This is a genomic window from Limimaricola cinnabarinus (genome assembly GCF_047631075.1).
Classification (GTDB): domain Bacteria; phylum Pseudomonadota; class Alphaproteobacteria; order Rhodobacterales; family Rhodobacteraceae; genus Limimaricola; species Limimaricola cinnabarinus.
Window position 1 is genome coordinate 234511 of record NZ_JBLHYX010000001.1, and the last position, 24597, is coordinate 259107.

20 protein-coding genes are annotated in these 24597 nt (G+C 68.6%); 6 read left to right on the top strand and 14 right to left on the bottom strand.

Going from position 1 to position 24597, the window contains the following annotated elements; all coding sequences use genetic code 11:
- Positions 1 to 17: 17 nt before the first annotated feature.
- Both ACJASC_RS01255 and ACJASC_RS01260 read right to left on the bottom strand, forming a co-directional pair.
- Positions 18 to 1127, bottom strand: a complete 1110-nt coding sequence (locus ACJASC_RS01255) for an FAD-binding protein (RefSeq protein WP_415142849.1) — start codon at positions 1125 to 1127, stop codon at positions 18 to 20.
- Positions 1124 to 2554 carry an FAD-linked oxidase C-terminal domain-containing protein gene (locus ACJASC_RS01260; protein WP_021693152.1) on the bottom strand — a complete coding sequence of 477 codons (1431 nt, stop codon included), beginning with the start codon at positions 2552 to 2554 and terminating at the stop codon, positions 1124 to 1126. Before ACJASC_RS01260 ends, ACJASC_RS01255 begins: the two co-directional genes overlap by 4 nt.
- A gap of 104 nt (positions 2555 to 2658) precedes the next feature.
- Between ACJASC_RS01260 and ACJASC_RS01265 the strand changes: the two genes are divergently transcribed.
- Positions 2659 to 3351: a DUF599 domain-containing protein gene (locus tag ACJASC_RS01265; RefSeq protein ID WP_045319755.1), complete on the top strand. Its 693-nt coding sequence runs from the start codon at positions 2659 to 2661 to the stop codon at positions 3349 to 3351.
- 76 nt (positions 3352 to 3427) lie between these two features.
- Here ACJASC_RS01265 and ACJASC_RS01270 read toward each other — a convergent pair whose 3' ends face one another.
- The 4 genes from ACJASC_RS01270 to ACJASC_RS01285 are packed head-to-tail and all read right to left on the bottom strand — an operon-like array spanning position 3428 to position 10159.
- A complete protein-coding gene (locus ACJASC_RS01270) occupies positions 3428 to 5503 on the bottom strand; it encodes a hypothetical protein (protein WP_415142852.1) in 2076 nt (691 codons plus the stop codon).
- Positions 5500 to 8268, bottom strand: coding sequence for a DUF4159 domain-containing protein (locus ACJASC_RS01275; protein WP_415142854.1), 2769 nt, complete (start codon positions 8266 to 8268; stop codon positions 5500 to 5502). The genes ACJASC_RS01270 and ACJASC_RS01275 overlap by 4 nt, the downstream gene beginning before the upstream one ends.
- Complete coding sequence (locus tag ACJASC_RS01280; protein ID WP_415142856.1) at positions 8268 to 9158, bottom strand: DUF58 domain-containing protein; 891 nt, start codon at positions 9156 to 9158, stop codon at positions 8268 to 8270. Before ACJASC_RS01280 ends, ACJASC_RS01275 begins: the two co-directional genes overlap by 1 nt.
- Positions 9155 to 10159, bottom strand: a complete 1005-nt coding sequence (locus ACJASC_RS01285) for an AAA family ATPase (RefSeq protein ID WP_415142858.1) — start codon at positions 10157 to 10159, stop codon at positions 9155 to 9157. The genes ACJASC_RS01280 and ACJASC_RS01285 overlap by 4 nt, the downstream gene beginning before the upstream one ends.
- 71 nt (positions 10160 to 10230) lie before the next feature.
- Here ACJASC_RS01285 and ACJASC_RS01290 point away from each other — a divergent pair, with 71 nt between their 5' ends.
- Complete coding sequence (locus ACJASC_RS01290; protein ID WP_415142860.1) at positions 10231 to 10818, top strand: DUF1285 domain-containing protein; 588 nt, start codon at positions 10231 to 10233, stop codon at positions 10816 to 10818.
- A 242-nt stretch (positions 10819 to 11060) separates the two neighbouring features.
- Here the strand turns inward: ACJASC_RS01290 and ACJASC_RS01295 are convergent, their stop codons facing one another.
- Complete coding sequence (locus tag ACJASC_RS01295) at positions 11061 to 12539, bottom strand: NAD-dependent succinate-semialdehyde dehydrogenase (RefSeq protein ID WP_415142863.1); 1479 nt, start codon at positions 12537 to 12539, stop codon at positions 11061 to 11063.
- A 79-nt stretch (positions 12540 to 12618) separates the two neighbouring features.
- Between ACJASC_RS01295 and ACJASC_RS01300 the strand changes: the two genes are divergently transcribed.
- Positions 12619 to 13428: an alpha/beta hydrolase gene (locus tag ACJASC_RS01300; protein ID WP_415142865.1), complete on the top strand. Its 810-nt coding sequence runs from the start codon at positions 12619 to 12621 to the stop codon at positions 13426 to 13428.
- Positions 13429 to 13477: 49 nt separating this feature from the next.
- Here ACJASC_RS01300 and ACJASC_RS01305 read toward each other — a convergent pair whose 3' ends face one another.
- Positions 13478 to 14461, bottom strand: a complete 984-nt coding sequence (locus ACJASC_RS01305) for a P1 family peptidase (protein ID WP_415142867.1) — start codon at positions 14459 to 14461, stop codon at positions 13478 to 13480.
- A gap of 219 nt (positions 14462 to 14680) precedes the next feature.
- Here ACJASC_RS01305 and ACJASC_RS01310 point away from each other — a divergent pair, with 219 nt between their 5' ends.
- Together ACJASC_RS01310 and ACJASC_RS01315 are read left to right on the top strand one after the other, a co-directional pair.
- Complete coding sequence (locus tag ACJASC_RS01310) at positions 14681 to 15523, top strand: L,D-transpeptidase (protein WP_415142869.1); 843 nt, start codon at positions 14681 to 14683, stop codon at positions 15521 to 15523.
- A gap of 221 nt (positions 15524 to 15744) precedes the next feature.
- A complete protein-coding gene (locus ACJASC_RS01315) occupies positions 15745 to 16365 on the top strand; it encodes a DUF1523 family protein (RefSeq protein WP_415142871.1) in 621 nt (206 codons plus the stop codon).
- Between the two features lie 6 nt (positions 16366 to 16371).
- Here ACJASC_RS01315 and ACJASC_RS01320 read toward each other — a convergent pair whose 3' ends face one another.
- Positions 16372 to 17220, bottom strand: a complete 849-nt coding sequence (locus ACJASC_RS01320; protein WP_415142873.1) for a helix-turn-helix domain-containing protein — start codon at positions 17218 to 17220, stop codon at positions 16372 to 16374.
- Positions 17221 to 17333: 113 nt separating this feature from the next.
- On the opposite strand from ACJASC_RS01320, the gene rpe reads away from it, so the two are divergent.
- Entirely contained in the window at positions 17334 to 18020 is a 687-nt protein-coding gene (gene rpe / locus ACJASC_RS01325; protein ID WP_415142875.1) for a ribulose-phosphate 3-epimerase, read from the top strand.
- A gap of 95 nt (positions 18021 to 18115) precedes the next feature.
- Here the strand turns inward: rpe and ACJASC_RS01330 are convergent, their stop codons facing one another.
- The 5 genes from ACJASC_RS01330 to malE form a co-directional block, all read right to left on the bottom strand.
- Positions 18116 to 18949, bottom strand: coding sequence for an NAD-dependent epimerase/dehydratase family protein (locus ACJASC_RS01330; RefSeq protein WP_415142877.1), 834 nt, complete (start codon positions 18947 to 18949; stop codon positions 18116 to 18118).
- A gap of 10 nt (positions 18950 to 18959) precedes the next feature.
- Positions 18960 to 20147 carry an NAD(P)/FAD-dependent oxidoreductase gene (locus tag ACJASC_RS01335; protein ID WP_415142879.1) on the bottom strand — a complete coding sequence of 396 codons (1188 nt, stop codon included), beginning with the start codon at positions 20145 to 20147 and terminating at the stop codon, positions 18960 to 18962.
- A 697-nt stretch (positions 20148 to 20844) separates the two neighbouring features.
- Positions 20845 to 21735, bottom strand: a complete 891-nt coding sequence (gene malG / locus ACJASC_RS01340; RefSeq protein ID WP_415142881.1) for a maltose ABC transporter permease MalG — start codon at positions 21733 to 21735, stop codon at positions 20845 to 20847.
- A complete protein-coding gene (malF, locus tag ACJASC_RS01345) occupies positions 21732 to 23276 on the bottom strand; it encodes a maltose ABC transporter permease MalF (RefSeq protein ID WP_415142883.1) in 1545 nt (514 codons plus the stop codon). Before malF ends, malG begins: the two co-directional genes overlap by 4 nt.
- A gap of 122 nt (positions 23277 to 23398) precedes the next feature.
- On the bottom strand, positions 23399 to 24565 hold the full coding sequence (malE, locus tag ACJASC_RS01350) for a maltose/maltodextrin ABC transporter substrate-binding protein MalE (protein ID WP_415142885.1): 1167 nt from the start codon (positions 24563 to 24565) through the stop codon (positions 23399 to 23401).
- Positions 24566 to 24597 lie beyond the last annotated feature (32 nt).

The following is a 24597-nucleotide window of genomic DNA, read 5'->3' on the forward strand; positions in this document are numbered from 1 at the left end:
GGCGGTGTCGGGCTGTTTCAGGCGGCGAGGATGCCGCGCGGGTCGAACCTGGCGCGCAGGCCACGGGTCAGGCGCTGCAACGCCGGAGGCTCGGGCTGCGACGTCTGCAATGCGGCGTGGATCTCGGGGGCCGCGCGGACCAGCGTGGCGTGGCCATCATAGCGGCCCAGCCGCGCGCGCAGGTCGTCTCCCTCCGGCATGCGCAGCCACACCAGCCCGCCGCCCCAATCATAGAAGGCCTGCGTGGCCCCGGCCCGCGCCACGAGGGCGGCCGCCTCGCTTGGACGCACCGAGACGCGCCAGACATCGCCCGTCCGCCCGTGGAACGGCGCCGCATCGCGAATGCCGCGCCAATGCGCGCGCACCGCGTCGCGGTCGGTCTCGGTTTCCCACGACCCATGGGCCTTGAGCCGCTCGGCCAGCGCTTGGCAACGATACGCGACCGAAGCGCCGAAGCCTTCGAGCCGAAGCTCGGTGCGCGGCCCGTCCGGGGCATGGGGATCATGCGCGGCACCAGACACCTCGAAGGGCGTGCCCAGCGCGTCCGACATCGCGCGCACCGCCGTCGCGTCGTCGAGGCCGTGGATCACAAGGTTCGCCGTGGTCTCGGTGCCGGGCAGCACCTTGAGCGCGACCTCGGTGATCACGCCCAGCGCGCCACGGCTCCCCGCCAGAAGTCGGGCGAGGTCGTAGCCGGTGACGTTCTTCATCACCCGGCCGCCATTCTTGACGATGGTGCCTTCGCCATCGACGAAGCGCAGCCCGAGCAGGTGATCGCGTGCCGCCCCCACCTGCATCCGGCGCGGGCCCGACACGTTGGCCGCCACCACGCCGCCGATGGTCGGCGTGCCCTTGGTGCCCAGAAGCGCGCGGTGGTCCATGGGCTCGAAGGCGAGCCGCTGGTTCGCACGCGCCAGCGCCGCGTCGATCTCCTCGACCGGCGTGCCGGCCAGCGCCACCAGCGTCAGCGCCGCCGGGTCGTGCAGCACGATGCCGCTCAGCCCGGAGGTCGTGAGCGGCGTGCCCTCGGGCAGGAGGCCGCGCGTGCCGCCGCCGCGCACGGAGAGAGGGCCGGACGCATCGCGCACCGCCTCGGCCAGCTCGGCCTCGGAGCCGGGGCGGATCATGCCCGGCGTCCTTCGCTGACCGCGAGCGGGAAGACCTTGGCGGGGTTCAGGAGCCATTTGGGGTCGAACACGTCCTTCACCTTCATCTGTGCCTCAAGATCCTGCGGTTCGAACTGCACCGTCATCAGGTCGCGCTTTTCCACGCCGACACCGTGCTCGCCGGTGAGGCAGCCGCCGACCTCGACGCAAAGCCGCAAGATATCGGCGCCCATCTCCTCGCATTTCTCCAGATCGCCCTCCTTGTTCGCGTCGAACAGGATCAGCGGATGCATGTTGCCGTCGCCGGCGTGGAACACGTTGGCGACGCCGAGGCCGTACTGGTCGCTCAGCTCACCGATGCGCTTGAGAACCTCGGGAAGGGCCGAAACCGGGATCGTGCCGTCGAGGCACATGTAGTCGTTGATCTGGCCCATCGCGCCGAAGGCCGATTTGCGCCCGAGCCAGATCCGCGCCGCCTCGTCGGCGTCCTGCGCCGCGCGGATCTCCACGGGGTCGTGGTCGCGGGCGATCTTCAGGATCGTCTCGAGCTGGTGGTTGATCTCGTCGGCCGACCCCTCGACCTCGACGATCAAGAGCGCCTCGCAATCGGGGTAGCCCGCCTGGGCGAAGGCCTCGCAGGCGCGGATGCAGGGGCGGTCCATGTATTCGATCGCCACCGGCAGCACGCCCGCCTCGATGATGTCGGCCACGCAGGCACCCGCGGCCTCGGCGCTGTCATATCCCATGAGGACGGGAAGCGCGCCCTCGGGCTTGGGCAGGATGCGCAGCGTCGCCTCGGTCACGACGCCGAGCTGGCCCTCGGAGCCGCAGATCACGCCCAGAAGGTCGAGCCCGGCCGCATCCATGTAAGCGCCGCCGATCTCGATCACCGTGCCGTCCATCTGCACCATGGTCACACCAAGCAGGTTGTTGGTCGTCACCCCGTATTTCAGGCAATGCGCGCCGCCCGAATTCATCGCGATGTTGCCCGCGATGGCGCAGGCGAGCTGGCTCGACGGGTCAGGGGCATAGAAGAAACCCAGTTCCTCGACCGCGCCCGTGACGCTCAGATTGGTGCGCCCGGTCTGGACCCGGATGATCCGATCCGCCGTGTCGGTCTCGAGCACCCGATTCATCCGCGACACGCCGAGGATCACCGAATCTGCGGTCGGCAGCGCGCCGCCCGCAAGCGAAGTACCGGAGCCGCGCGGCACGACAGGCACGTTTTCCTCGTGACAGATCCTGAGCGCCGCCGAGACTTCCTCGGTCGTGGCGGGCAGCACCACGCAAAGCGGCGGGCAGCGATAGGCGGTGAGCGCATCGCACTCGTAGGCGCGGGTCTCGGCGGGGTCGTAGATCACGCCACGATCGCCCAACGCTTCGGTGAGCCGTGCGACGACCTGCGCCTTCTTCGCCATGACGCGGGCATCTGGGGATGGCATCTGCATGGGTCGCTCCTCCTGCCCGCAAGGGCCTCACGCGGGATTGGTAAGGAAATATAACCAAAGCGCCCCCATGGCAAGCGCGGCGAAGCGCCGCTAGGGTGCCGGGCATGGATCCGCTTGCCAGCCTGCCACATCTTTCCCTTGTCGACGCCGCCGGGCTGCTTTTGCTGCTGCTGGGCTATTGGGGCATCGGCTGGCGCATCGAGCATCCCGGACGACGGCCCTCTGTGACCGTGCTGATGGCCGAGCATCGGCGCGAATGGATGCGCGAATTCGTGCAGAGGGGAAACCGGATCTTCGACGCGACGATCATGGGCAGCCTGCGGCAGGGCACATCGTTCTTCGCCTCGACCTGTCTTCTCGCCGTGGGCGGCGTGCTCGCCCTCATCGGCAACACCGAGCCGTTGCAAGGGGTGGCCGAAGGGCTGGGACAGGGGCGGCAACCGGCGGTGCTGTGGCAGATCAAGCTGCTGCCGGTGGCGCTCTTGCTGACGCATGCCTTCCTGAAGTTCGTCTGGGCGCACCGGATCTTCGGTTACTGCTCGGTGCTGATGGCCTCGGTTCCCAATGCCGCCGACGACGCGCGCGCGCTGCCGCGCGCCATGCAGGCGGCGGAGTTGAACATCCGCGCGGCCTGGAACTTCAATCGCGGGCTGAGGGCAATGTATTTCTCGCTGGGTGCATTGGCTTGGCTATTGGGGTCATGGGCGCTGGTCGTGGCCATGGTCGCGGTACTTTGGCTGCTGTGGAGCCGGGAGTTCGCCTCCGTGCCGCGCGCGGTTCTCGCGAACGGGGTCTGAGGGGGTCGCCGCCCCCGCCGCTGCGTGCCGCTCGTGAGTATTTCTTGAGTGAAGTGGCCGGAAGCGGAGCGGCGGGTCAGCGCCTCGCCTCACGCAGCCACGCTCCGAGCATCAGGCCCGCCGCCAGCGCCAGCAGCACCCAAGCGGGCAGCAGCGGCGTCACCGTAAGGTCGAGCGTGCGGTACGCCCCGCGCGGGGTGAGACCGATCCAGCCGCGACCCGCGGCGGGGCGGCCGGGCCGCACGTCGCGCAAGGTGGGAAGCCCGTCCTCCATCGACACGATGCCGCCGCGCGTCGCGGCCACCGCGGTTTCCAGCGCCTCGCCGCCCGCAATGGTCTGCTCGAACTCGCGCGGGGCCGCGGGACCGAGCGCGATCACCGCCGACTGCTCGCCCTCGGCCAGCCGGTAGAGCCCCATGCGCGGCGCGGTCCACCGCGCCTCGAAGCGGCCCGGCTCGACCTCCTCCAGCGGCACCTGCGTCTCGGTGCCATCGGGGGCGGTCACGGTGGCAGGGCCGACCTCTTCGGAGAGCGAGCGGCGGATGATGCGCATGGAAAGACCCGAAGGCTCGGCCCAGAGGGCCTCTTCCTCGAGTTCCGGCTCCTTCATCATCCAATGCGCGAGACGGCGCAGCAGGTCGAGTTGCGGGCCGCCGCCGTCATAGCCGCGCCCCCAGAGCCAGACCTGATCGGAAGCCAGCAGCGCCACGCGCCCGTCGCCGACCCGGTCGAGCGTCAGCAGGGGGCGGTCGTCCGGTCCGGCGAGGGCGACGGTGGCGCTCTGCGTCGGTTCGATTTCGACCTGCCGGAACCAGCGGCCCCAATCGGGTCTGAGCGGATCGGTGTCGGCCTCGATCCACGGATCGGCGAGGCCCGAAGTCACGGGATGGCGCGCGCCAAGCTCGGTCAGCTCGGGGCGGAACGCCCGCTCCACCACTCGCGCGCTGGGCGCGCCGGGCAGCACGAAGCCCAGAGGGCTGCGGTAGATGCTGTCGGCGCCCGCATATTCCGGACCGGCGGTGACCAGCACCGCGCCGCCCTCCTCGACGTAACGCGCGACATTGGCGAAGTAGTCCGAGGGCAGGATTCCGCGGCGGCGGTAGCGGTCGAACACGATCAGGTCGAATTCGTCGATCTTCTCGATGAACAGCTCGCGCGTCGGAAAGGCGATGAGCGACAGCTCCTCGACCGGCACGCCGTCCTGCTTTTCGGGCGGGCGCAGGATGGTGAAGTGCACCAGATCGACCGAAGGGTCGGATTTCAGCAGGTTGCGCCATGTCCGCTCGCCTGCATAGGGCTCGCCCGAGACCAAGAGCACGCGCAGCCGGTCGCGCACGCCGTTGATCTGCACCACGCTTTCGTTGTTGCGCGCGGTCAGCTCGCCCGGCGCCTCCGGCGTGGCGAACTGCAGCACGTTCATGCCGCCATGCGGCAGCGTCACGGGCAGGGCGATGTCGCGGCCGAGCGGTACTTCGAAGCGCATCGGCTCACCACCATCGACGGCGATGGTGAGCGGGACAGTGCTCCCTGTCTCTGGGGCGGCGCCGCTGTCCTCGACCCGTAGCGTCAGTTCGATCTCCTCGCCGAGGATGGCGAAGGCCGGCGCGTTGCGCACCACGAGGCGGCGGTCCCAATCGGTCTCGCGCCCAGAGAGCAGCACATGCGCGGGCGCGGGCAGGTCGGGGGCGCGGGCGGCATCGTGAAGGCGCCCGTCGGTGAGCATCACCACGCCCGCGACGCGGCCCTGCGGCTCCTCGGAGAGGGCTTCGGCAAGCGCGGTCATCAGCTTCGTGCCGCCATCCTCGGGCGCGTCGGTGACGCGCACGACCCGAAGCTCGGTATTGGCGCGCGCGGCGATCCGGGCGCGCAGATCGTCGAGGGCGGTCTCGGTCTGCGCCGCCCGGTCCGACAGGGTCTGACTTGCGCTCTCGTCCACCACGGCGATGACGATGTCCGACAAAGGCTGGCGTTCTTCCTGCCGCAGCGCCGGGTTCGAGAGACCTGTCAGAAGCGCGATCCCGGCCAGCGCGCGCAGCCACCAGCCCGGCAGGCCGCGCCACAGCGCGAACGCGACGATCAGACCCGTCAGCGCCGCAAGCGCCCAGAGCACAGGCCACGGCAGCAGCGCATCGAAGATCACCGTGCCGGTCATTGTCCGAGCCTTTCGAGCAGGGCGGGCACGTGGACCTGATCGGATTTGTAATTGCCGGTGAGCACGTGCATCACGAGGTTCACGCCGAACCGATAGGCCATCTCGCGCTGCCGCTCACCGGCCATGCCGCGCCCGACCGGGTAGAGCGGCATGCCCACCGGGTTCATCGCCCAAGCCGCGGCCCAGTCGTTGCCACCGATCACAACCGGAGTCACGTTGTCGTTCAGGTTGCGAAACGGCATGCCGGGGGTCGGCTCCTCCTCGGGGGCGGCCTCGACCCAGACGTCACGGCCCTGATGGCGGCCCGGAAAATCCTGCAGCAGGTAGAAGGTGCGGGTCAGCACGTGGTCCTCGGGGACCGGCGACAGCGGCGGCACGTCGAGCGGACGCGCGATGGCCTGCAGGCGGCGGCCCTCGGGCGTCGCGGCCCCGAGACCCGCGATGCCCGCGTCGCGCGTGTCGAACACGATCATGCCACCGCCGCGCAGATAGGCGTTGAGCCGGTCATAGGCGGCCTCCGACGGGATCGGCGTGGTGCCGGTGATCGGCCAGTAGAGCAGCGGGAAGAAGGACAGCTCGTCGGTCTCTGGATCGACCTCCATCGGCGCGGCGGGCTCGACCGAGGTGCGCTGCCACAGGGCGCGCCCGAGACCTTCGAGGCCCTGGCGCGCGACCTCGTCAACCTGCGCATCGCCGGACAGGATGTAGCCCAGCACCACCGATCCGGTTGCCGCCTGCGCGAAGGCCTCGGCCTGCGGGTCCATCGGCGGCTCCTGCGCCTGCGCGCCGGGGACAGGTGGCAGCACGAGCGCCATAAGCAGCAGCGCCGCCCGCGCCCGCAGCCGCCCGCCCACCGCGAGCGAGGCCAAGGCGTCGATTGCCATCAGCGCCAGCGCCAGCGCCAGCAGCAGCCCGGCCAAAGGCCGCTCGGCCGGGCGTTCCAGCCCCTCGACGGCGATGCGGACGGGCCAGCGGGCAGGGGCGAGCGTGGTGTCGGCGCGCGTGACGTTGAGCGCGAAGCGGCCCGCCTCGCCCGCGTAAAGCCCCGGCGGCAGATCGGGGCCGAGATCGCCGGCCGCCAAGGCCTCTCCCGGCACGGCGGCGCGGGTGTCGGTCTCGGTCAGGCGGCCTTCGGCGTCCATGATCTCGACGGCCTGCCAGCTCGTGCCCGCGAGATCGGTAGCAGCGTCGGGATCGGTGCGCGCCGAGATGGCGAGACGCTCGAGCATCGACACGAACAGCCCCGACAGCGGCAGCGACGACCATTCGGCATTGGCGGTGACATGGACCAGCACGACCTGCCCGTCGCCCAGAGGCTTGCGCGTGACCAACGGCGTGCCGTCCGAAAGCTGCGCGATGACGCGGGCGGCGAGGTCGGGGCCGGGCTGGGCCACGACCTGCGCGCGCACCGTCACGTCACCCGGTACCGCGAGGCCGAAGAACGGGCTGTCGGCCTCGAAGGGCGCGATGGTCTTGGGTTCGCCCCAGCTCATCGTGCCCCCGACCGAGCGGCCCCCGGCGCGCAGCCGCACCGGCATCAGGGGATCGTCGCCGTCGCGGCCTGCATCCGATGCGGCGAGGCGCGGCCCGGCAAAGCGCAGGAGCAAGCCGCCGCTCTCGACCCATACCTGCAGCGCCTCGGCCTCCGAAGGGGGCAGCGCGCCCGCATCGGCAAGGACGATCACGTCGGGATTGGCGGGGATCAACGTGGGCAGGTCGCCCGAGATCAGCTCGGCCTGCGGCTCCAGCGCCACGCGCAGGTAGTGCAGCGGCGACATCAACTCGGCGGCCTCGCGGGTCTCGCGGCTCTCGACGAGGCCGATCTCGCGGCGGCGCAGCGCGTCGTCAGTCAGTGCCACGGCGGCGGCCGAGCGCGCGCCCTCGATCTCGAAGCGGGTGACGCGGTTGCGCAGTTCGGGCGGCAGCGCCAGCACCGCCTGCGCCACAGCCTCACCGGGGGCGAAGGACAGCGTCGCGGTGGCCAGCCGCCGCTCGATCCCGGCCGGATCGAGGCCGTGGGCGGCGATGCTGGCCTGCGCCGCGCCGCCGATGGGGGTGCGGACGGCCTCGAGCGCGATCTCGGTGCCGTCGAGCCGCGGCGGACGCAGCGCGAGGATGCGGCGCGGGGTCTGGATCACCCGGACGGAGCCGTGGGTCTCCAGCGTGTCGAACAGGGCGGCGCGGCTGTCGCGCGCGAGCCCATCCGAGAGCCAGATGGTCTCGAACCGACCCTCCAGCGAGGCGGTCCAGTCGGCGAGGGCTTGCGGGTCGGGCTCCCATGGGTGCGGGGCAACGCCGGGCAGGGTGGTCAGGGCCGCCTCGGCGGGGTCGAAACGGGTCTCCGGCGGTGGGTTGGACAAGGTCACCACGGCGGCGGGGCGGTTCGCGCGCCGTGCTTCGCCAAGGAGCGCCTCGATCCGGGCCAGCCGCACCGGCCAGTCGCGCGCATCGGCCCATGTGCCATCGGCGAGGATCAGCAGCGGGCCACTGCCCGGCGCGCCGCGCTCGACCGGATTGAGGACCGGTCCGGCAAAGCCGATGATCGCGGCGGCGACGGCGAGGATGCGCAGCAAGAGCAGCCACCACGGCGTGCGGTCCGACTGGCTCTCGCGGTCCTGCAGGCCCAGAAGCAGCGCCACGCCGGGAAAGCGGCGGCGCAGTGGCGCGGGCGGCACCGCGCGCAGAATCAGCCACAGCACCGGCAGCAGCACCAGCCCGGCCAGCAGCCAGGGCGAGAGGAAACCGACGGGGCCGAGGCTCCACATCAGCGGCGCTCCAGCGCGGCGTAGAGCCACAGCAGCGCCGAGGCGGCGCTCTCGGAGGTGCGGTGGGTGGAAAACTGCCAGCCGGTGGCATGGGCCAGCCCGGCCAGACGGTCGCGGCGCTCGGCCAGCCGTTCGAGATAGCGGTCTCGCAGGTCGCCCGCCTTCAGCGTCTCATGGCGCAGCGCCCCCGACATGCTCTCGAAGATCGTGCGCCCGTCATAGGGAAATGCCTCTTCGGCGGGATCGAGCACCTGCAGCATCGCGCCGCGCACGCCGCGATCCGCGCTGGCCGTCAGCATCGCCTCGACCGGCTCCACCGGTCCGAGGAAATCCGACACCAGCACCGCGCGGCTTTGCGGCGCGAGGCTTTCGGGGTCCGGGGTGCCGTGATCCCCGGTCCCGTCCTGCGACAGGATCTGCGCCAGCCGCGACAGCTGCCCGCGCCCCCGCCGCGGCGGCAACCGATGGTCCGCGAGGCCGACCCTTTCGCCACCCCGCGTCAGCGCCACCGCGAGGGCCAGCGCCAGAAGCCGGGCGCGGTCGCCCTTGGAGGCGAGCCTCGGCGTCGAGGCAAAGCCCATCGAGGCCCCGTCATCGACCCAGAGCGCGACGCTCTGCGCGATCTGCCATTCCTTTTCTTGTATGAAGGCGTGGTCGGCGCGCCCCGAGCGGCGCCAGTCGATGGCGCGCGCCGTGTCATGCGGCTGAGCGGCGCGGTATTGCCAGAAATTGCTGCCCGCCCCGGCGCGCCTGCGGCCATGCTCGCCCATGAGCACCGTCTGGGCGAGCTGCTCGGCCTCGGCCAGAAGCGGCGGCAGCGGGGCGGCGAGGTCCTCGGCCCGCCCGCGCAGGCCCAGAGGGCTCGAGTCCGGGGCGGGGCTGGCGGTCACGCCGCCGCCTCGGCCCGTGTCACATGCTCGGCCACCCGCGCGATGATCGCGGGCAGGGTCTCGCCCCGCGCCCGCGCGGCAAAGCCCAGCGCCATCCGGTGTTCCAGCACCGGCACGGCGAGGCGCGCCACGTCCTGCGGCCCCGGCACGAGACGCCCGTCGAGCAGCGCCTCGGCCCGCACCGCGAGCATCAAGGCCTGCGCCGCGCGCGGCCCCGGCCCCCAGCTCACCGACTGGCGCAGATCCGCCAGAGCCTCGGGCTCGTCGGGGCGGCAGGCGCGCACCAGATCGAGGATCAACTCCATCACAGTCTCGCCCACCGGCATCCGGCGTAGCAGGCGCTGGGCGTCGAGCAACTCCTGCGCGGTGAATACCGCCTCGGCCGCGCCCTCCTCGATGCCGGTGGTGGCCAGCAGGATTGCGCGTTCGGTGTCGCGGGTGGGATAGGGCACGTCGATCTGGAACAGGAACCGGTCGAGCTGCGCCTCGGGCAACGGATAGGTGCCCTCCTGCTCCAGCGGGTTCTGGGTGGCGAGCACGTGGAACGGGCGGCCCAGCGGGCGGTGCTGTCCCGCGATGGTCACCTCGCGCTCCTGCATCGCCTGCAGGAGTGCGGATTGGGTGCGGGGGGAGGCGCGGTTGATCTCGTCGGCCATCAGAAGCTGGCAGAACACCGGGCCCTCGATGAAGCGAAACGAGCGGGACCCGTCGGCGGCGGTCTCCAGCACTTCACTGCCCAGAATATCGGCGGGCATCAGGTCGGGAGTGAACTGGATGCGGCTGCCCCGCAGCCCCATCACCGTCGAAAGCGCATCGACCAGCCGTGTCTTGCCGAGGCCCGGCAGTCCGACGAGCAGCGCATGCCCCCCACACAAGAGAGCCGAGAGCGTCAGTTCGACCACCCGCTCCTGACCGACGAAACGCCGTGCCACGCTGTCGCGGGCCTGCGCGAGCCGGTCGCCGAGGTTCTCGATTGCCGCGAGGAGGTCCGCATCGCTCATCTGCTCTGGCATGACAGCCTTCCCGTCCTAGTCTAGCATTGCAGTCTCAGCAGATACCGTGGCGGGTTCCGATGGCAAACACAAAGAACAGTGAGACGACCGCCGCCCCTTCGGCGGAAAGCCTCGCATCGGCGGCAAGCCGGGCGGGTGCGCGGGGCCCCGCGCCGGTGCATCTGTGGGATCCGCCCTTTTGCGGTGATCTCGACATGCGGATCGCGCGCGATGGGACGTGGTTCCACGAGGGCACGCCGATCGGTCGCGAGCGGATGGTCAAGCTCTTCGCCTCGATTCTCAAGCGCGAGGGCGACAGGCATTACCTCGTCACCCCGGTCGAGAAGGTCGGCATCACCGTTGACGACGCGCCCTTCGTCGCGGTCGATGTCACGCGGGACGGGGAGGGGCTGCGCTTTACCACCAATTTGGACGAAACAGCGGTGGCGGGCCCGGAGCATCCGATCCGGGTGATCCGCGATCCCGAAACGGGCGAGCCGTCGCCCTATATCGAGATCCGTTCGGGGTTGGAGGCGCTGATCGACCGCAAGAGCTTCTACCGGCTGGTGGAGCTTGGCGAAACCGCGCCGCATGAGGATGAGGACTGGTTCGGCGTGCGGTCGAACGACGTGTTCTTTCCGATCATCCCGGCAGCCGAACTTCCGTAAAGAACGCGGAAGCCTGGGGCAGGGCTTCCGCGCCACGCGCTACCAAGGCCACTCGTCAACCGACGCCACGGGGCTGCATCGGGCGTCGTCTCGTATCATGCCGGAGAACTGCGACATTGACGTAACGGCATCTTAAAGCAGCGGGGCTGTTTCGCCAAGGCCGGGCATCCGTGCGGCAAAGCAGTGCGGATGCCCGAAAGGCGGGCGGCGTCCGAACGCCGCCCCGCCGCGAGGCAGCCGGGTCAGACCGAGGTGCAGATGTATTTCATCTCGAGATAGTCATCGATTCCGTGGCGCGACCCCTCGCGGCCCAGCCCCGACTGCTTGACCCCGCCAAAGGGCGCGACCTCGGTCGAGATGATGCCGGTGTTCACCCCGACGATGCCGTATTCCAGCGCCTCGGCCACTTTGGTCACACGGCTCAGATCCTTGGCGTAGAAATACGAGGCGAGACCGAAGATCGTGTCGTTGGCCATCTCGATCACCTCGTCCTCGTCCTCGAAGGCGAAGAGCGGCGCGAAGGGGCCGAATGTCTCCTCATGCGCAACCTTCATGCCCTGTTTCGCCCCGGTGACGACGGTGGGCTGGAAGAACTGGCCGCCCAGGTCATGCGCCTCGCCGCCGGTGAGCAGCATCGCACCGTGATCGAGCGCGTCCTTGAGGTGATCGCGCACCTTGTCGATGGCCGAAGCCTCGATCAGCGGTCCGAGATCGGTGCCGTCCGAGAGACCGTCGCCGACACGCAGCTTTTCGACCGCGACCTTCAGGCGCTTGGCGAACTCGTCATAGACGCCCTTTTGCACGTAGATGCGGTTGGCGCAGACGCAGGTCTGGCCGTTGTTGCGGAACTTGCACTGGATCGCGCCTTCGACCGCCGCATCCAGATCGGCGTCGTCGAACACGATGAAGGGGGCGTTGCCGCCCAACTCCATCGAGCATTTCATCACCTGATCGGCGGCCTGCCGCAGCAGCGTTCGGCCCACCTCGGTCGAGCCGGTGAAGGTCAGCTTGCGCACCTTGGGGTTCTCGCAGAACTCCTTGCCCACTTCGGAGGAGGAGGTCGAGGTGACCACCGAGAACACGCCCTCGGGCACGCCCGCCTCCTCGGCCAGCACAGCCATGGCGAGCGCCGAGAGCGGGGTGAGCGAGGCGGGGCGGATCACGAAGGAACAGCCCGCCGCCAGCGCCGGGGCCACCTTGCGCGCGATCATCGCGTTGGGGAAGTTCCACGGCGTGATCCCGGCGGCGACGCCGATCGGCTGGCGGATCACGGTGATCCGCTTGTCGGGCATGTGGCCGGGGATGGTCTCGCCATAGACGCGCTTGGCCTCTTCGCCGAACCATTCGACGAAGCTCGCGCCATAGGCCACCTCGCCACGGCTCTCGGCGAGCGGCTTGCCCTGCTCGGCGGTCATCAGGATCGCCAGATCCTCCTGATGCTCCATCATCAGGTCGTACCAGCGGCGCAGGATCTTGGCGCGCTCTTTGCCGGTTTTCGCGGCCCAGGGCTTTTGCGCCTTGTGGGCGATGTCGATCGCCTGCGCGATCTCGGCCCGGCCCAGATCGGCGACCGTGGCGAGAACGTCGCCGCGCGCGGGGTTGGTGACGTCGAAGGTCTTGCCGTCCTTCGCGGAGACCCACTTGCCGCCGAGAAAGGCGCGGTCGCGAACGAGGTCGGGGCGGCTGAGCAGTGACTTGATGTCGGTGCGGTCGTCGAGCATGACTTTTCCTCCAGAGGTTCGGGCGCATCCTTCACCGCGAGGGTAGGGCGGGTCCAGCCCCGGAACAGGGAGGAATGAGATGACCGAGATGCGCGCCGCAACGCATGGGCAAAGCCGTGCCGAGATCGACGAGGCCTATGCCAATGCCAGCCACATCCCCGGCGGCATGGACTACCCCGCGCGCTGGGCCGCTGCCGCCGCCGCTTTTCGCGAAAGCCATCCGCCACAGGTGATCGTTTATGGCGACGGCGCGCGGCAGAAGCTCGACCTGTTTCACCCCGAAGGCGAGGCGAAGGGCGCGGTGATCTTCGTGCATGGCGGCTTCTGGAAGGCGTTCGACAAGAGCGTCTGGTCACATCTGGCAGCGGGGGCCTTGGATCGGGGCTGGGCCGTGGTGATGCCCTCCTACACGCTGGCGCCCGAGGCCCGGATCGGCGCGATGACCCGCGAGATCGAGGCTGCCATCGGCGCGGTGGCCGAGGTCGTTCCGGGCCCGATCAGGCTCGCCGGGCATTCGGCTGGCGGGCATCTGGTGGCGCGCATGGCTTGCGCCGATCTCACCCCCGGCTGGCGCGACAGGGTGGCGCGGATCGTGCCGATCTCGCCCCTGTCGGATCTGCGCCCGTTGATGGGGGCCAGGATGAACGACGATCTGGGTCTCGATGAGGAGGAGGCCGTGGCCGAGAGCCCCGTGCTGTGCGATCAGGTGAACCTGCCGATGACGGTCTGGGTCGGCGCGGCCGAGCGCCCGGCCTTTCTAGATCAGGCGCGCTGGCTGGCCAAAAGGCGTGGTTGCGATCTGGTTGAGGCACCGGGGCGGCACCATTTCGATGTGATCGAGGGTCTGGCAGAGGCCGACAGCCCGCTGATACAGGCGCTTCTGGCCTGAGGGGGCGACTCTTCGGTTCGTCCCGGCGCACCGGCACGGCGAAGGGGAATCAATTGCCGAATCTTTCCCCCCAGGACGGCTGCGACCCGCCCGGCGCGGCGTGATACACGGCCCGCGCGATGGCCCGCGACAGGCACACCGCCGCCGCATGCCCGATCCAGAGCGCCTCGGTGACGGGATCGGCGAGCGGGCGCGCACCCGTCGCCACGGCGAAGACCAGATCGCCGTCGAGCGGGGTATGCGCGGGCAGCAGCGCGCGGGCGAGGCCGTCCTGCGCCGCCACCGCCATCCGGTGACACCCCGCCTTGTCGAGCACGGCATCAGTGGCGACGATGGCAATGGTGGTGCTTTCGCCCGGCCGCGCGAGCTTGCTCGGCGGCGGGCCGGGGGGTGGCATCGCGGGGCCCAGCCCTCCGAATTCGTCCCCGATCTCCCATGGGGCGGCCCAAAATCGTGGCCCGCCGCCGATGCAGGCAGAGCCCACGGCGTTCACCGCGACCAGAGCGCCCACCACATGGCCGCTAGCGAGCTGCATAGAGGCGGTGCCGGTGCCGCCGCGCAGATCCGCCGTGGTGGCCCCGTGCCCCGCGCCAAAGCTGCCTTCGTCGACACGTGCGTCCGCGGCCTCGAACGCGGCGCGGCCCATCGCCGCATAAGGGTTGGTCCCCCAAGCCTTGTCGCCGCCATTGCCGAGATCGAACAGGATCGCGGCGGGCACGATGGGCACGCGCTGGCCCGCCGCCTCGAATCCGCGCCCCGCCGCGCGCAGCGCATCCATCACGCCCGAAGCCGCGTCGAGACCGAAGGCCGAGCCGCCCGACAGCACCAGTGCATCGACTGCGCCGACCAGCTTGTCAGGGGCCAGAAGCTCGGTCTCGCGGGTGCCGGGCGCGCCGCCTCGTACGTCGACCGAGGCCACGAAAGGCATCTCGGCGGTCAGCACCGTGACGCCCGAGCGCAGCGCCCCGTCATGCGTCTGACCCACCTTCAGGCCGGTGATATCGGTTATCGCGTCGCGCGCGCCGGATGTCATGACATAACGCTCAAGCAGATTTGACCCCTCGGCTCGATCAAATCCGCATCTCTGCCCGCCAAACGATTGGCGCATTCGGTTGAAATCATTCGTGATTCATCCCGTTTTGCCGAAACGGCAACGCTTTCGCTCCGTGCGCCTTTGAAAAAGCCGGCCTCATTGCGGTTCCGGCCCGCGATGATAGGTTGCCGCGAACCCTTGCGTCAAAGGCTGTCCCAGATGATCTCCACCCCTTTCGCGATCACGCGCCGTCGACTGCTGACCGGCGCGGCCGCTCTGTCCGTCCTCCCCGCCTGCGCCGCTCGTGTCCCGACCTCCGCCGCTCCCGTCAGCGAACAGGAGATCGGCGGCGTGCCGCTGAGCCAGATCGTCGATGGCTACGGTTTGATCGAGGATGCGGGCTACCGGCTTCCGCCGGTGCCGCCACAATACCTCCAAGGCCTCAATCGTCGCGCCTATGTGCCCTATCGCGGCTATGAATCGGCTGGCGTGATCGAAGCCGACCTGCATGCCAAGTTCCTGTATTTCATCCAGAACGACGGCATGGCCTGGCGCTTTCCCATCGGTGTCGGCCGGCAGGGCCTGTCGATGAGCTATGACACCGTGATCAAGCGCAAGGAGCAGTGGCCGAGCTGGACCCCGACGCAGAACATGCTCAAGCGCGAGCCCGAGATCTATGGAGAGTATCGCAACGGCGTGCCCGGCGGTCTCGCCAACCCGCTCGGGGCGCGCGCTCTCTACCTTTATCAGGGCAACCGCGACACCTATTACCGGATCCACGGCACCAACGATCTGGGATCGATCGGCAACTCGGGTTCGGCGGGCTGCATCCGCATGTTCAACCACGACGTCATCTTCCTCTTCCCCAAGGTGCCGATGCAGACCCGTGTGACGATTCGCGACTATGCCGATTCGGTCGCCATCGAAGGCGAGGCCGTGGCGAATCGGGGCCGCGAACTGCCGCCGACCTATGTGCCGCCCGAGGAGCTTTACTCGGCCGCCGCCAACAGTGGCCCGCCCCAGTTCGGCGCGGCGTCGGGCGTCGAAAGCCTCGGCTATTGATCCAAGCCGAGGCCGCGCCCTATCGGTGCCGGGCCTGCCCGCACCGATAGGGCGCGGCCCAATAACCGGCGCGATTGGTTCTTTCGAAAAAGGCGGCCACGCTTAGATCCTCTGGCCGGTGATCGCATGCCTGCCATGCCATAGACGACCCATGGCATGGTATCGATTGGCCCGGAGGGCTGGATGGTCTAAGTCACGATCGACCGACAGGGAGAAATGCGATGCGCTGGATTTCTTGGATCTTCTGGGGCGTGCTGCTGGCGTTTCTCGCGGCGCTTCTGCACTACAACCTGCCCAAGCGCGAGATCGTCCGCATCACCGGCGTCGAGATCAAGCTCGAGCGGATCGACCCCAATTCGGTGTTCTGGGCCGCGCCTGATACCGGCACGCCCTTGAACGGACCGGTCGAGCGTGACGTGCGCTTCATCGACACGGTGCGCGCCGATGGCGGCGTCATGGTGTTTCGCAACGAGGATACGGGCGGCGGATGGCCACCCTACTTCAAGTTCGACAGCGCCAACCTGCAGGCCGAGGCGCGCAACCTCGTCTCCTCGTCCTCCGATCCGCAATGGGTGGCGATGCGCTATTACGGCTGGCGCCTGCCGCTGCTCTCGGTCTATCCCAATGCCCTGTCGGCCAAGCCTGTCGCCGGGCCGGACGTGCGGCTGATCCCGTGGTTCAACATCGTCTTCCTGCTGCTGCTCGTGGCGGTGATCTGGGGCGTGGGCGTCAGGCTGCGGCGGTGGTCGCGCCGCCACGTCTCGCCATGGCTCGATCGTGGCGACCGTCGTGTCGCGACTTGGGGCGATGCGATCCGCAGGCGGCGTGCGGCGCGCAAGTAGCCGCTCCTAGCCGGGCTGCACCACGTCGCGCTGCCGGGCCCGACGAAACCGCTGCGGCGTCTCGCCATGCGCGACGCGGAACAGCTTGTGAAAATGCGACAGGTTCGGCACGCCGCATTCGGCGGCGATCTCGGCAAGACTGTCGGCGCTGCCGGTCAACCTGCGCGCGGCATAATCCATCCGCTGCATGTTGACCCAGTCCGAAGGCGACATGTCGAGAAACCGCCGCATCGAACGGCTGACATGCGGATGCGCCTTGCCGGCAACGCGCGCGAATCCCGAGGCCCCGTCGTGGAATACCTCCGGCTTGCGCGAGGCGGCGCAGGCGCGCGCCAGCCAATCGGGAGCGCCGTTGGGCAACGGCGCGGTTTCGTCCGCCAGCCCGCATAGGAGCGGCAGCAGGAACGCCTCTGCTCCCAAGGCGTCGCGCCGCCCGCGCTCCAGCCGCAGCGCGGCGCGGTTCAACTCGGCGATCTGGTGGCTGTCGCGCATCAGCCGCTGCGGCGTGGCCGCTTCGGCCCAGAACAGCCGGCCCGCCAGCGCCGGATGCCGCCTCCCGAGATCGGCAATGAGGTCGGGATGCAGCGTCACCGACACCAGAAGCGCATCGTCGCCCCGCCCCTGCAACCCGTGCAGATGCCCCGGCGCCGCAAAGATCACGTCGCCCTCGACCAGATCCTCGCGCCCCTCGGGCAGATGATGGCGCACCCGGCCGTTCTGCACCCACGCCATTTCGAAGAAATCATGCCCGTGCAGCGCCGGGCGCGTGGACCCGAGCGCGGCACGGGTCAGCGCGGCGCTCGCACCGGGGGCGAGGATATCGGTATGGGACAGGATCACGGCGGGGCGTTGCATGCTGCGAGGCTAGCAGGGTTTTCTGCAGATGCGAGAGGCAGGGCACGCGGCCCGCGTGACGCGCGCGGTTTTTCGCGCTAGGGCAGGGCGCATCTGCATGAGGAGCCCTGCCGATGACCGCTTTCGACCGCACTCTCAAGATTGCCCCCTCGATTCTCTCCGCCGATTTCGCGGCCTTCGGCGCGGAAGTTCGCGCCATCGAGGCGCAGGGCGCGGATTGGGTTCATGTGGACGTGATGGACGGGCATTTCGTGCCCAATATCACCTTCGGGCCGCAGCTCGTGCGCGCGATCCGTCCGCATGTGAAGACGGTGATGGACGTGCACCTGATGATCGCGCCGGTCGACCCCTATATCGACGCCTTCGCCGATGCGGGGGCCGATATCCTCACCGCCCATGTCGAGGCCGGGCCGCATATCCACCGCACGCTGCAGGCGATCCGCGGCACGGGCATGAAGGCGGGCGTGGCGCTCAATCCCGGCACGCCGGTCGAAGCGGTGGCGCCGCTGCTGGACGATGTCGACCTCGTGCTCGTGATGACGGTGAACCCCGGCTTTGGCGGGCAGAAGTTCCTGCATCCCATGCTCGACAAGATTGCCGCCCTGCGCGCGATGATTGGCGACCGGGAGATCCATGTCGAGGTCGATGGCGGCGTCGATGCCAAGACCGCGCCGCTGGTGGCGCGCGCCGGGGCCGACGCCTTGGTTGCGGGTTCGGCAGTGTTCCGGGGCGGTTCGGTCAAGGCAGCCTCGGTCTATGGCGAGAACATTGCCGCGATTCGGGCAGCGGCGCAGACCTGACCGCTCGACGGCGCGCCGGAGCGCCGTGAGTATTTGAAGAGTGAAGTGGCCAGGGGCGTTGCCCCTGCCACGGGCGCGGCAGCGTTCAGATCGCGTCAGCCGGTCTCAGTCATCCGCCGGATCGCCGCGACGCCGCTTTCGCCCAAGGGTACTACCGCGAAGGGGCCGCCGAGGCACCGCTGGGCGGGATCCGAAGGATCGGGCGACTTGGGTGTCGGCAGGAGCCTGTCGGCCCAATCCTCGGCGTTGTCGCGCGGGTGGTAGCCAAGGAACGACACGCGCGCGTTCGACACCGGCGCGCGGCTGTTGGCGGAAACACCCCAGGCGATGGTGAAGCCGGTGACAGGAGTAGTGACCGAGGCTTCGACCAGACGCACCAGATCGCCATGAGAAAGCCAGCTGTAGAGAGCGCGGGTGTTCTGCGGCTCAGGCGTGCAGGACATGATGCGCAGGCACACCGCCTCAAGGCCGCGCTTTTCCCAGAACATCCGGCCCATATCCTCGGCAAAGCATTTCGACAGGCCATAGAAGGTGTCGGGACGATGGGGGACCTCCGTGTCATGGCCCGACATCGTCTCCTGAAGCCCGACGGCATGCACCGAGGAGGCATAGACCACGCGCCGCGCGCCCGCCCGATGCGCCGCCTCCCACACCGTGTAGGCGCCGATGAAGTTCGGGCCGAGCAACTCTTCGAACGGAGCTTCGTCCGGGATCGCGCCGAAATGCACGACCATCTCGGCGCCTTGCATTACTGCCTCGACGCTGGCGAGATCGGTGAGATCGGCCTGCACGAAGCGCTCGTTTGGCATCAACTCCGCCGGGGCTTGGGCGATGTCGGTGGAGACCAACTCCTCCGCGAGCTTTGCCAGCGGCGCGCGCAGCACCGATCCAAGGGCCCCGCAGGCCCCGGTGAGAACGATCTTCTTCATGACGACTCCCTTAGATCAGCGCCGCTTCGGTGAGTGCCCGGCCTTCGACGAGGCGGGCCACCGACAGCGGCGACAGGTCGAGGCTGCGCCAGCCCCCGTGGATGATGTGCTCGGCGATGCCGCGCCCGACCGCCGGGGCCTGCTGCAGGCCGTGGCCCGAGAACCCGTTGGCGAAGAGCAGGTTGGAAATGGCAGGATGCACGCCCAAAAGCGCGTTCTGGTCGAGCGTGTTGTAGGCGTAGTGACCGGCCCATGCGGTGCGCAGGCGGATGCGCTCGAAGGCGGGCACGCGGGCGGCCAATGCGGGCCAGACCCGATCCTCCCAGATCGAATGATCCATCTCGAAATCCCGCGGATCGCAGGCGTCGTCCGCCTCGGGCGGGCAGCCCGCCATGTAGAGCGTGCCGTCCGAGCGGAAATGGATGCCGCAGGGATCGACCGTGAGCGGCAGCTTGCGCGGCAGCCTGTCCTCGGCCTCGAAGGTGAAGGTGTAGCGCTTGCGCGGCTCCACCGGGATCGCGATCCCGGCCATCGCCGCCACCTTTGCCGCGCGCGGCCCGGCGGCGTTGACGACATGGCCGCAGGCGATGGCGTTGCCGTCCGAGAGCTCCACATGGGTGATGCGGTCGCCGGTTCTGCGCAGGCCGGTGGCCTCGGCGCGGATCTCTTCCACGCCCATGCGCCGCGCCCGACGGCGAAATTCGGAGAACATCGTGCCACCGTCGAAACAGCCCTCCTCGCCGGGGTCGTGGCTGCCGAGCAATACGTCATCCCACCTCATGAACGGAAAGGCCGTTCGAAGCTGCGCCGGTGAAAGCAGCCGCGTGCCCGCGCCCATCCGCGCCTGCAACGCCTGTGCGGCACACAGCCGGTCGGCCGAGGCCCGATCGTCGGCAAGGTAGAGATAGCCGAAATCATCGAGGGAAATTTCGGGCGCATCCGCGCCCGCATGGTCCCGGAAGGACCGGATGAAGGCCAGCCCGAAGCGGCTGATCGCTACGTTCACCTCGGTGCCGAACTGCATGCGGATGCAGGAATTGGTGTGGCTGGTCGAAGCTTCGGCGAAACTCGGATCGCGCTCGATCACGAGGATGCGGCCATGAAAGCCGGGATCGCGCGCGAGCCACCATGCCACGGCGCTGCCGATCATCGCGCCGCCGATGATCACCACGTCGTAAGAGGAATGCGCAGCCATCATGCGATCAGGCTAGAGCCTCCCTTGGCATGGCGAAAGGGGCAGAGCGGGCGAAAAAAAAAGCGCTCCCGAAGGAGCGCTGTGAAGGTGGCCGGGCGAGGTGTCCCGGTGGGGCGGAAAATCAAGCCGGGCGCAGGGCGGCGCCCGGATCGATACAGTGTGTCGGCATGGCGGGATCGTGCGCCATGCCGGTCATCCCTGTGCGCAGCATGCCGGAGAGCATGCGGCGGGCAGGCCGACGGGCAGCGTTCTGCTGCGCACCGACAGGGTGGGATGATGGCGGAAGGTCGCGGCGGTCGTCGCTCTCGAAACATTCGGGAAACGATGCCGCCGGACCTGTCCGACCGGTTCTTCAGACATTCGCTCTTGCGGAGAGATGCGGCGCAGGGCCTGAGGGCAAGAGGAGAGGCGGAACTCGATAAACACGTCGATAGGTTGATACATGCCTCTGCCTTTCAATTTGAATGTTGAGCCCGGAAATTACTATGGGAACCTGGTTAATCGTGAGAACGGGCCCCGTTTCACGGCCGATTGTGGCAGGAATGTGGCAGACATGACCGGTCGGTGGGGAACCCCACGTTACGAATAGTCCGACCCAACGTCATAAAAATTGCCATTCTTTCTCAATAGGTTATTAATATACCCCAAAGAGTAGCGCCGCAAAGGGGGCCGTCGCGGTGTTGATTCGAAAGTGGGGGAGTCATCCCTTGACCGCCCCGTCCGACAGTCCCGAGACAAGGTAGCGCTGCGCGATCAGGAACACGACCGTGATCGGCAGTCCCGACAGGATCGCGGCGGCGGCGAAATCGCCCCAGAGATACTTGAATTCGTTGAGATAGAGCCGCGAACCCACCGCCAGCGTCATCTGGTCTTCGGAACGGATCAGCACGCTGGCGATCGGGTAGTCGTTGATCACGCCGATGAAGGTCAGCACGAAGACCACCGCCATGATCGGCACCGCCAGAGGCAGGAAGATGAAGCGGAAGGTCTGCCACGGGCTGGCCCCGTCGATCTCGGCGGCCTTGTCGAGCGCGGTGTCGACGCTGTCGAAATAGCCTTTGATGGTCCAGATGTGCAGGGTGATCTGGCTCAGATAGACGAGGATCAGCGCCGCGTGGCTGTTGATGCCCAAGGCCGGTGTCACCTCGCCCAGCGCGTCGAAGATCGCGAAGATCGCGACGAGGGCCAGCGTCGTCGGGAACATCTGGATCAGGAACAGCCCGTCGAGCATGCCTTGCTTGCCGCGGATGCGGATACGGCTGAAGGCATAGGCCGAGATGGTCGAAAGGGCGAGCACGCCGATGCTGGCGATGAGCCCGATCTTGATCGAGTTCCACATCCACAGGAGCACCGGGTAGGGCGGCGAGACCACCGTGCCGTCGGCGCGGGTGTAGTCGAGCCCGAAGGCGAGGTACCAGTGCTCCAGCGTCGGGTTCTCGGGCCAGAGCGCGCCGGTGGCGAAGTTTCCCTCCCGGAAGCTGATCGAGACGATCATGAAGAACGGAAACAGGATCAGCAGCAGGAAGATCAGCATGAAGCCATGGGCCGCGATCTTCTTGATCCTCAGGTCGCGCGGGCGTTCGACGATCATCGGCCGGACCTCTTGTTGGCGGCGCGGCGCATGGCCACGAAGTTGGCATAGGAGATGGCGGCCACCACGAGGAAGATCAGCAACGTGATCGCGCCCGCGAGGCCGAATTGCTGGCCTGAATCCTGGAAGGCCAAGCGATAAGTGAAGGAGGCGAGGATGTCGGTCTCGCCCGCCGGGATCACGGTACCGGGGATGTCGGGCCCGCCGCGCGTCAGCAGCAGGATCAGCACGAGGTTGTTGAAGTTGAAGGCGAAGGCCGCGATCAGGAGCGGCAGGAAAGGCGGGATGATCTGCGGCAGGGTGATGGTGAAGAACACTCGCAGGCTGGATGCGCCTTCGAGCGCCGCGGCCTTCTTGTGATCCTGCGGCACGGCCTGAAGAAAGCCCATGGCAAGCAGCATCATGTAGGGATAGCCCAGCCAGATGTTCACGAAGAGGATCATCACGCGGGCGAGGTTGCCATCGGTGAACCAGTTCGGGCGCAGGCCGAACAACGCCTCGAGGATCAGGTTGATCTCGCCGAAGTTCTGGTTGAACAGGCCCCGGAACACGAGGATCGAGATGAAGCCCGGCACCGCGTAGGGCAGGATCAGCAGGATCCGGTAAAGCGTCTTGAAGCGCAGATGCTCCCATTGGAGGATCACCGCCAGCAACAGCCCCACCGTGAACACGCCCAGCACCGACAGCCCGGCAAAGGCGAAGGTCCAGGCGAAGATCGACAGCATCGGTCCGCGCACGCCCTTGGATTCGAGGATGCGCTCGAAATTGTCGAAGCCGACGCCCACGCGCCAGCCCGGCGGCACCGCCTCGCCCTCGGGTGTCTCGAAGAAGCCGGTCTCGTGGTTGGCGGTGAGCGTGAGGCCGTCGGCGCTGCGGGTCAGCTCGTTCTCGCCGGTGCGCACGAAGTCGGGGGTGACGCTGGCAAAGCTGCGCAGCCCCGCATTGCGCAGCGCGACCTCATCGGGGGTGTTGAGCGTCAGGCTCTGCAATCCGCTGCGAAGGGCGATGGCGTCGCGCGGGGTGAGCAACGCGGCGGGCGCCTCGCCCGGCTCCAGCGCCACTTCTTCTTCCTCGGCGGTGAGGCTGACGGGGGCGGACAACAGCCCGCTCTCGGGCAGCCAGATGCGGTAGACCTCGCCGTCGCGGGCCACGGCGAAGGGCTGTTCGGTTTCGGGATCGACCGTGCCGCGCGATGTCAGCACCTCGATCGTGCGCTCGTAGGAGAGCAAGTTGAACGAGGAGTAGTTCGTGAAGCCCAGCCAGATCGTGTAGGCGACGGGGAAGGCGATGAAGACCAGCACCGCCGCGACGCCCGGAAAGATGAATCGCGCGCCGTAGAAGCGGTTGGCACCGAAGATCACCACGAAGCCCGTGGCGACGGCCAGAAGGATTGCACCGAACAGCGGCTGCGCGATCTGGTAGAGAAAGAAGGCGCCGTAAAGCATCATCAGGCCGAGGAGGGCGACGATGGACAGGCGCAGCCATGGTCGGGCTTCGGTATGGGTCTCGGCCGGGCCGAAGCCCGCATCTGCTGTGGTCATGTCGGTGGTCCCCCCGAGGGCGCGCCGCGTCTCCTCGCCCCAAGGCTCCCCGGCGGCGGTGGGGGCGGGGGCCGCATGAAGGCCGTGGCCGGAGCGGGCGGTGCCGCCCCGGCGCGTCCGGCTTATTCGCCCTTGATGCGGGCGGCAGCGTCGTCGAGCGCCGCCTTGGGCTCTTGCGCGCCATTGGTGATGCTGGTGAGCGCCGGCTGCATCGCGGCCCAGAACGCGCCCATCTCGGGGTTCGAGGGCATCGGCACGCCGTCCTTGGCGACCTCGAGCATCGCGCTCACCCGAGCGTCGTCCTGCGCCTCGGCGGCCGAGCTGTCGGCCAGCGCGCCGAGCGCGCCGCTTTCGTTCCATGTGGCGAGGCCCTCGTCAGTGAGCAGGTAGCTCTCGATGAACTCCTGCGCGAGGTCGAGATTGGGCGAGGCGGCGTTGAACGCCAGCGCCTGCACCCCGAGGAAGGGCGGGGCCAGTTCCCCGTCGACCTGGGGCAGCGGCGCCACGCCGAAATCGATGCCTGAGCTGTCGAGATTGGACCAGGCCCAGGGCCCGTTGATGACCATGGCGACCTCGCCATTGTTCATCGCGCCCTCCATGACGCCGTAATCGACGCCCGAGGGCATCACCCCGTCCTTGATCAGCGAGGCCAGCACCTCGCCGCCCTCGACCGCGCCTTCGGTGTTCACGCCCGAGGTGGAGCCGTCATAGGAGCCGTCGACCTTCTGGAAGGCGAAGCCGCCCTTCGCGGCGAGCAGCGGGAAGGTGAAATAGGTGTTGTTGTAGTCCCACAGGATCGGCGTGACGCCCTCGGGCAGATCCATCCCGGCGATGTCGGAGAAGTCGGTGGGCGGCGTCTCGACGAATTCCTTGTTGTAGATCAGGTGCGCGGCCTCGACCGCGACCGGGTAGCCCCAGGTCGCTCCGTCGAAACTCACGGCCTCCATCGCCGCGGGCAGGATGCCGTCGGCAAAGCCCGTGCCGGGGGTCACGGGGGCGATGATGCCGCCCGTCGCCCATTCGCCGAGGCGGTCATGCGCGTGCATCACGATGTCGGGCCCGTCACCGGTGGCGGCGGCCTGCTGGAACTTCTCGGGCAGCGGCTCGACGATGGCGACCTCGACCGGCACGCCGAACTCCTCCTCGAAGCGCTTGCCGACCTCGCGCAGAGCGTCGGGGGCGCGGTTGTCGCCGGTCCAGATCAGCAGCTTGCCATCCTCGAAGGCCAGCGCCGGCGCGGCCGACAGCATCAGTAGCGCCACGGCGCCGAGTGTGTTCGTCTTGATCATGTCATCCTCCCAGATCACCGCGCCGCCGGCTC

Coding starts and splice junctions, on each gene's coding strand:
- ACJASC_RS01335 (WP_415142879.1), bottom strand. CDS start 20,147: ATGATGGCTGCGCATTCCTCTTACGACGTGGTGATCATCGGCGGCGCG.
- ACJASC_RS01260 (WP_021693152.1), bottom strand. CDS start 2,554: ATGCAGATGCCATCCCCAGATGCCCGCGTCATGGCGAAGAAGGCGCAG.
- malF (WP_415142883.1), bottom strand. CDS start 23,276: ATGACCACAGCAGATGCGGGCTTCGGCCCGGCCGAGACCCATACCGAA.
- ACJASC_RS01285 (WP_415142858.1), bottom strand. CDS start 10,159: ATGAGCGATGCGGACCTCCTCGCGGCAATCGAGAACCTCGGCGACCGG.
- ACJASC_RS01310 (WP_415142869.1), top strand. CDS start 14,681: ATGATCTCCACCCCTTTCGCGATCACGCGCCGTCGACTGCTGACCGGC.
- ACJASC_RS01265 (WP_045319755.1), top strand. CDS start 2,659: ATGGATCCGCTTGCCAGCCTGCCACATCTTTCCCTTGTCGACGCCGCC.
- malE (WP_415142885.1), bottom strand. CDS start 24,565: ATGATCAAGACGAACACACTCGGCGCCGTGGCGCTACTGATGCTGTCG.
- ACJASC_RS01315 (WP_415142871.1), top strand. CDS start 15,745: ATGCGCTGGATTTCTTGGATCTTCTGGGGCGTGCTGCTGGCGTTTCTC.
- ACJASC_RS01330 (WP_415142877.1), bottom strand. CDS start 18,949: ATGAAGAAGATCGTTCTCACCGGGGCCTGCGGGGCCCTTGGATCGGTG.
- ACJASC_RS01320 (WP_415142873.1), bottom strand. CDS start 17,220: ATGCAACGCCCCGCCGTGATCCTGTCCCATACCGATATCCTCGCCCCC.
- ACJASC_RS01295 (WP_415142863.1), bottom strand. CDS start 12,539: ATGCTCGACGACCGCACCGACATCAAGTCACTGCTCAGCCGCCCCGAC.
- ACJASC_RS01270 (WP_415142852.1), bottom strand. CDS start 5,503: ATGACCGGCACGGTGATCTTCGATGCGCTGCTGCCGTGGCCTGTGCTC.
- ACJASC_RS01275 (WP_415142854.1), bottom strand. CDS start 8,268: ATGTGGAGCCTCGGCCCCGTCGGTTTCCTCTCGCCCTGGCTGCTGGCC.
- ACJASC_RS01305 (WP_415142867.1), bottom strand. CDS start 14,461: ATGACATCCGGCGCGCGCGACGCGATAACCGATATCACCGGCCTGAAG.
- rpe (WP_415142875.1), top strand. CDS start 17,334: ATGACCGCTTTCGACCGCACTCTCAAGATTGCCCCCTCGATTCTCTCC.
- ACJASC_RS01300 (WP_415142865.1), top strand. CDS start 12,619: ATGACCGAGATGCGCGCCGCAACGCATGGGCAAAGCCGTGCCGAGATC.
- ACJASC_RS01255 (WP_415142849.1), bottom strand. CDS start 1,127: ATGATCCGCCCCGGCTCCGAGGCCGAGCTGGCCGAGGCGGTGCGCGAT.
- malG (WP_415142881.1), bottom strand. CDS start 21,735: ATGATCGTCGAACGCCCGCGCGACCTGAGGATCAAGAAGATCGCGGCC.
- ACJASC_RS01290 (WP_415142860.1), top strand. CDS start 10,231: ATGGCAAACACAAAGAACAGTGAGACGACCGCCGCCCCTTCGGCGGAA.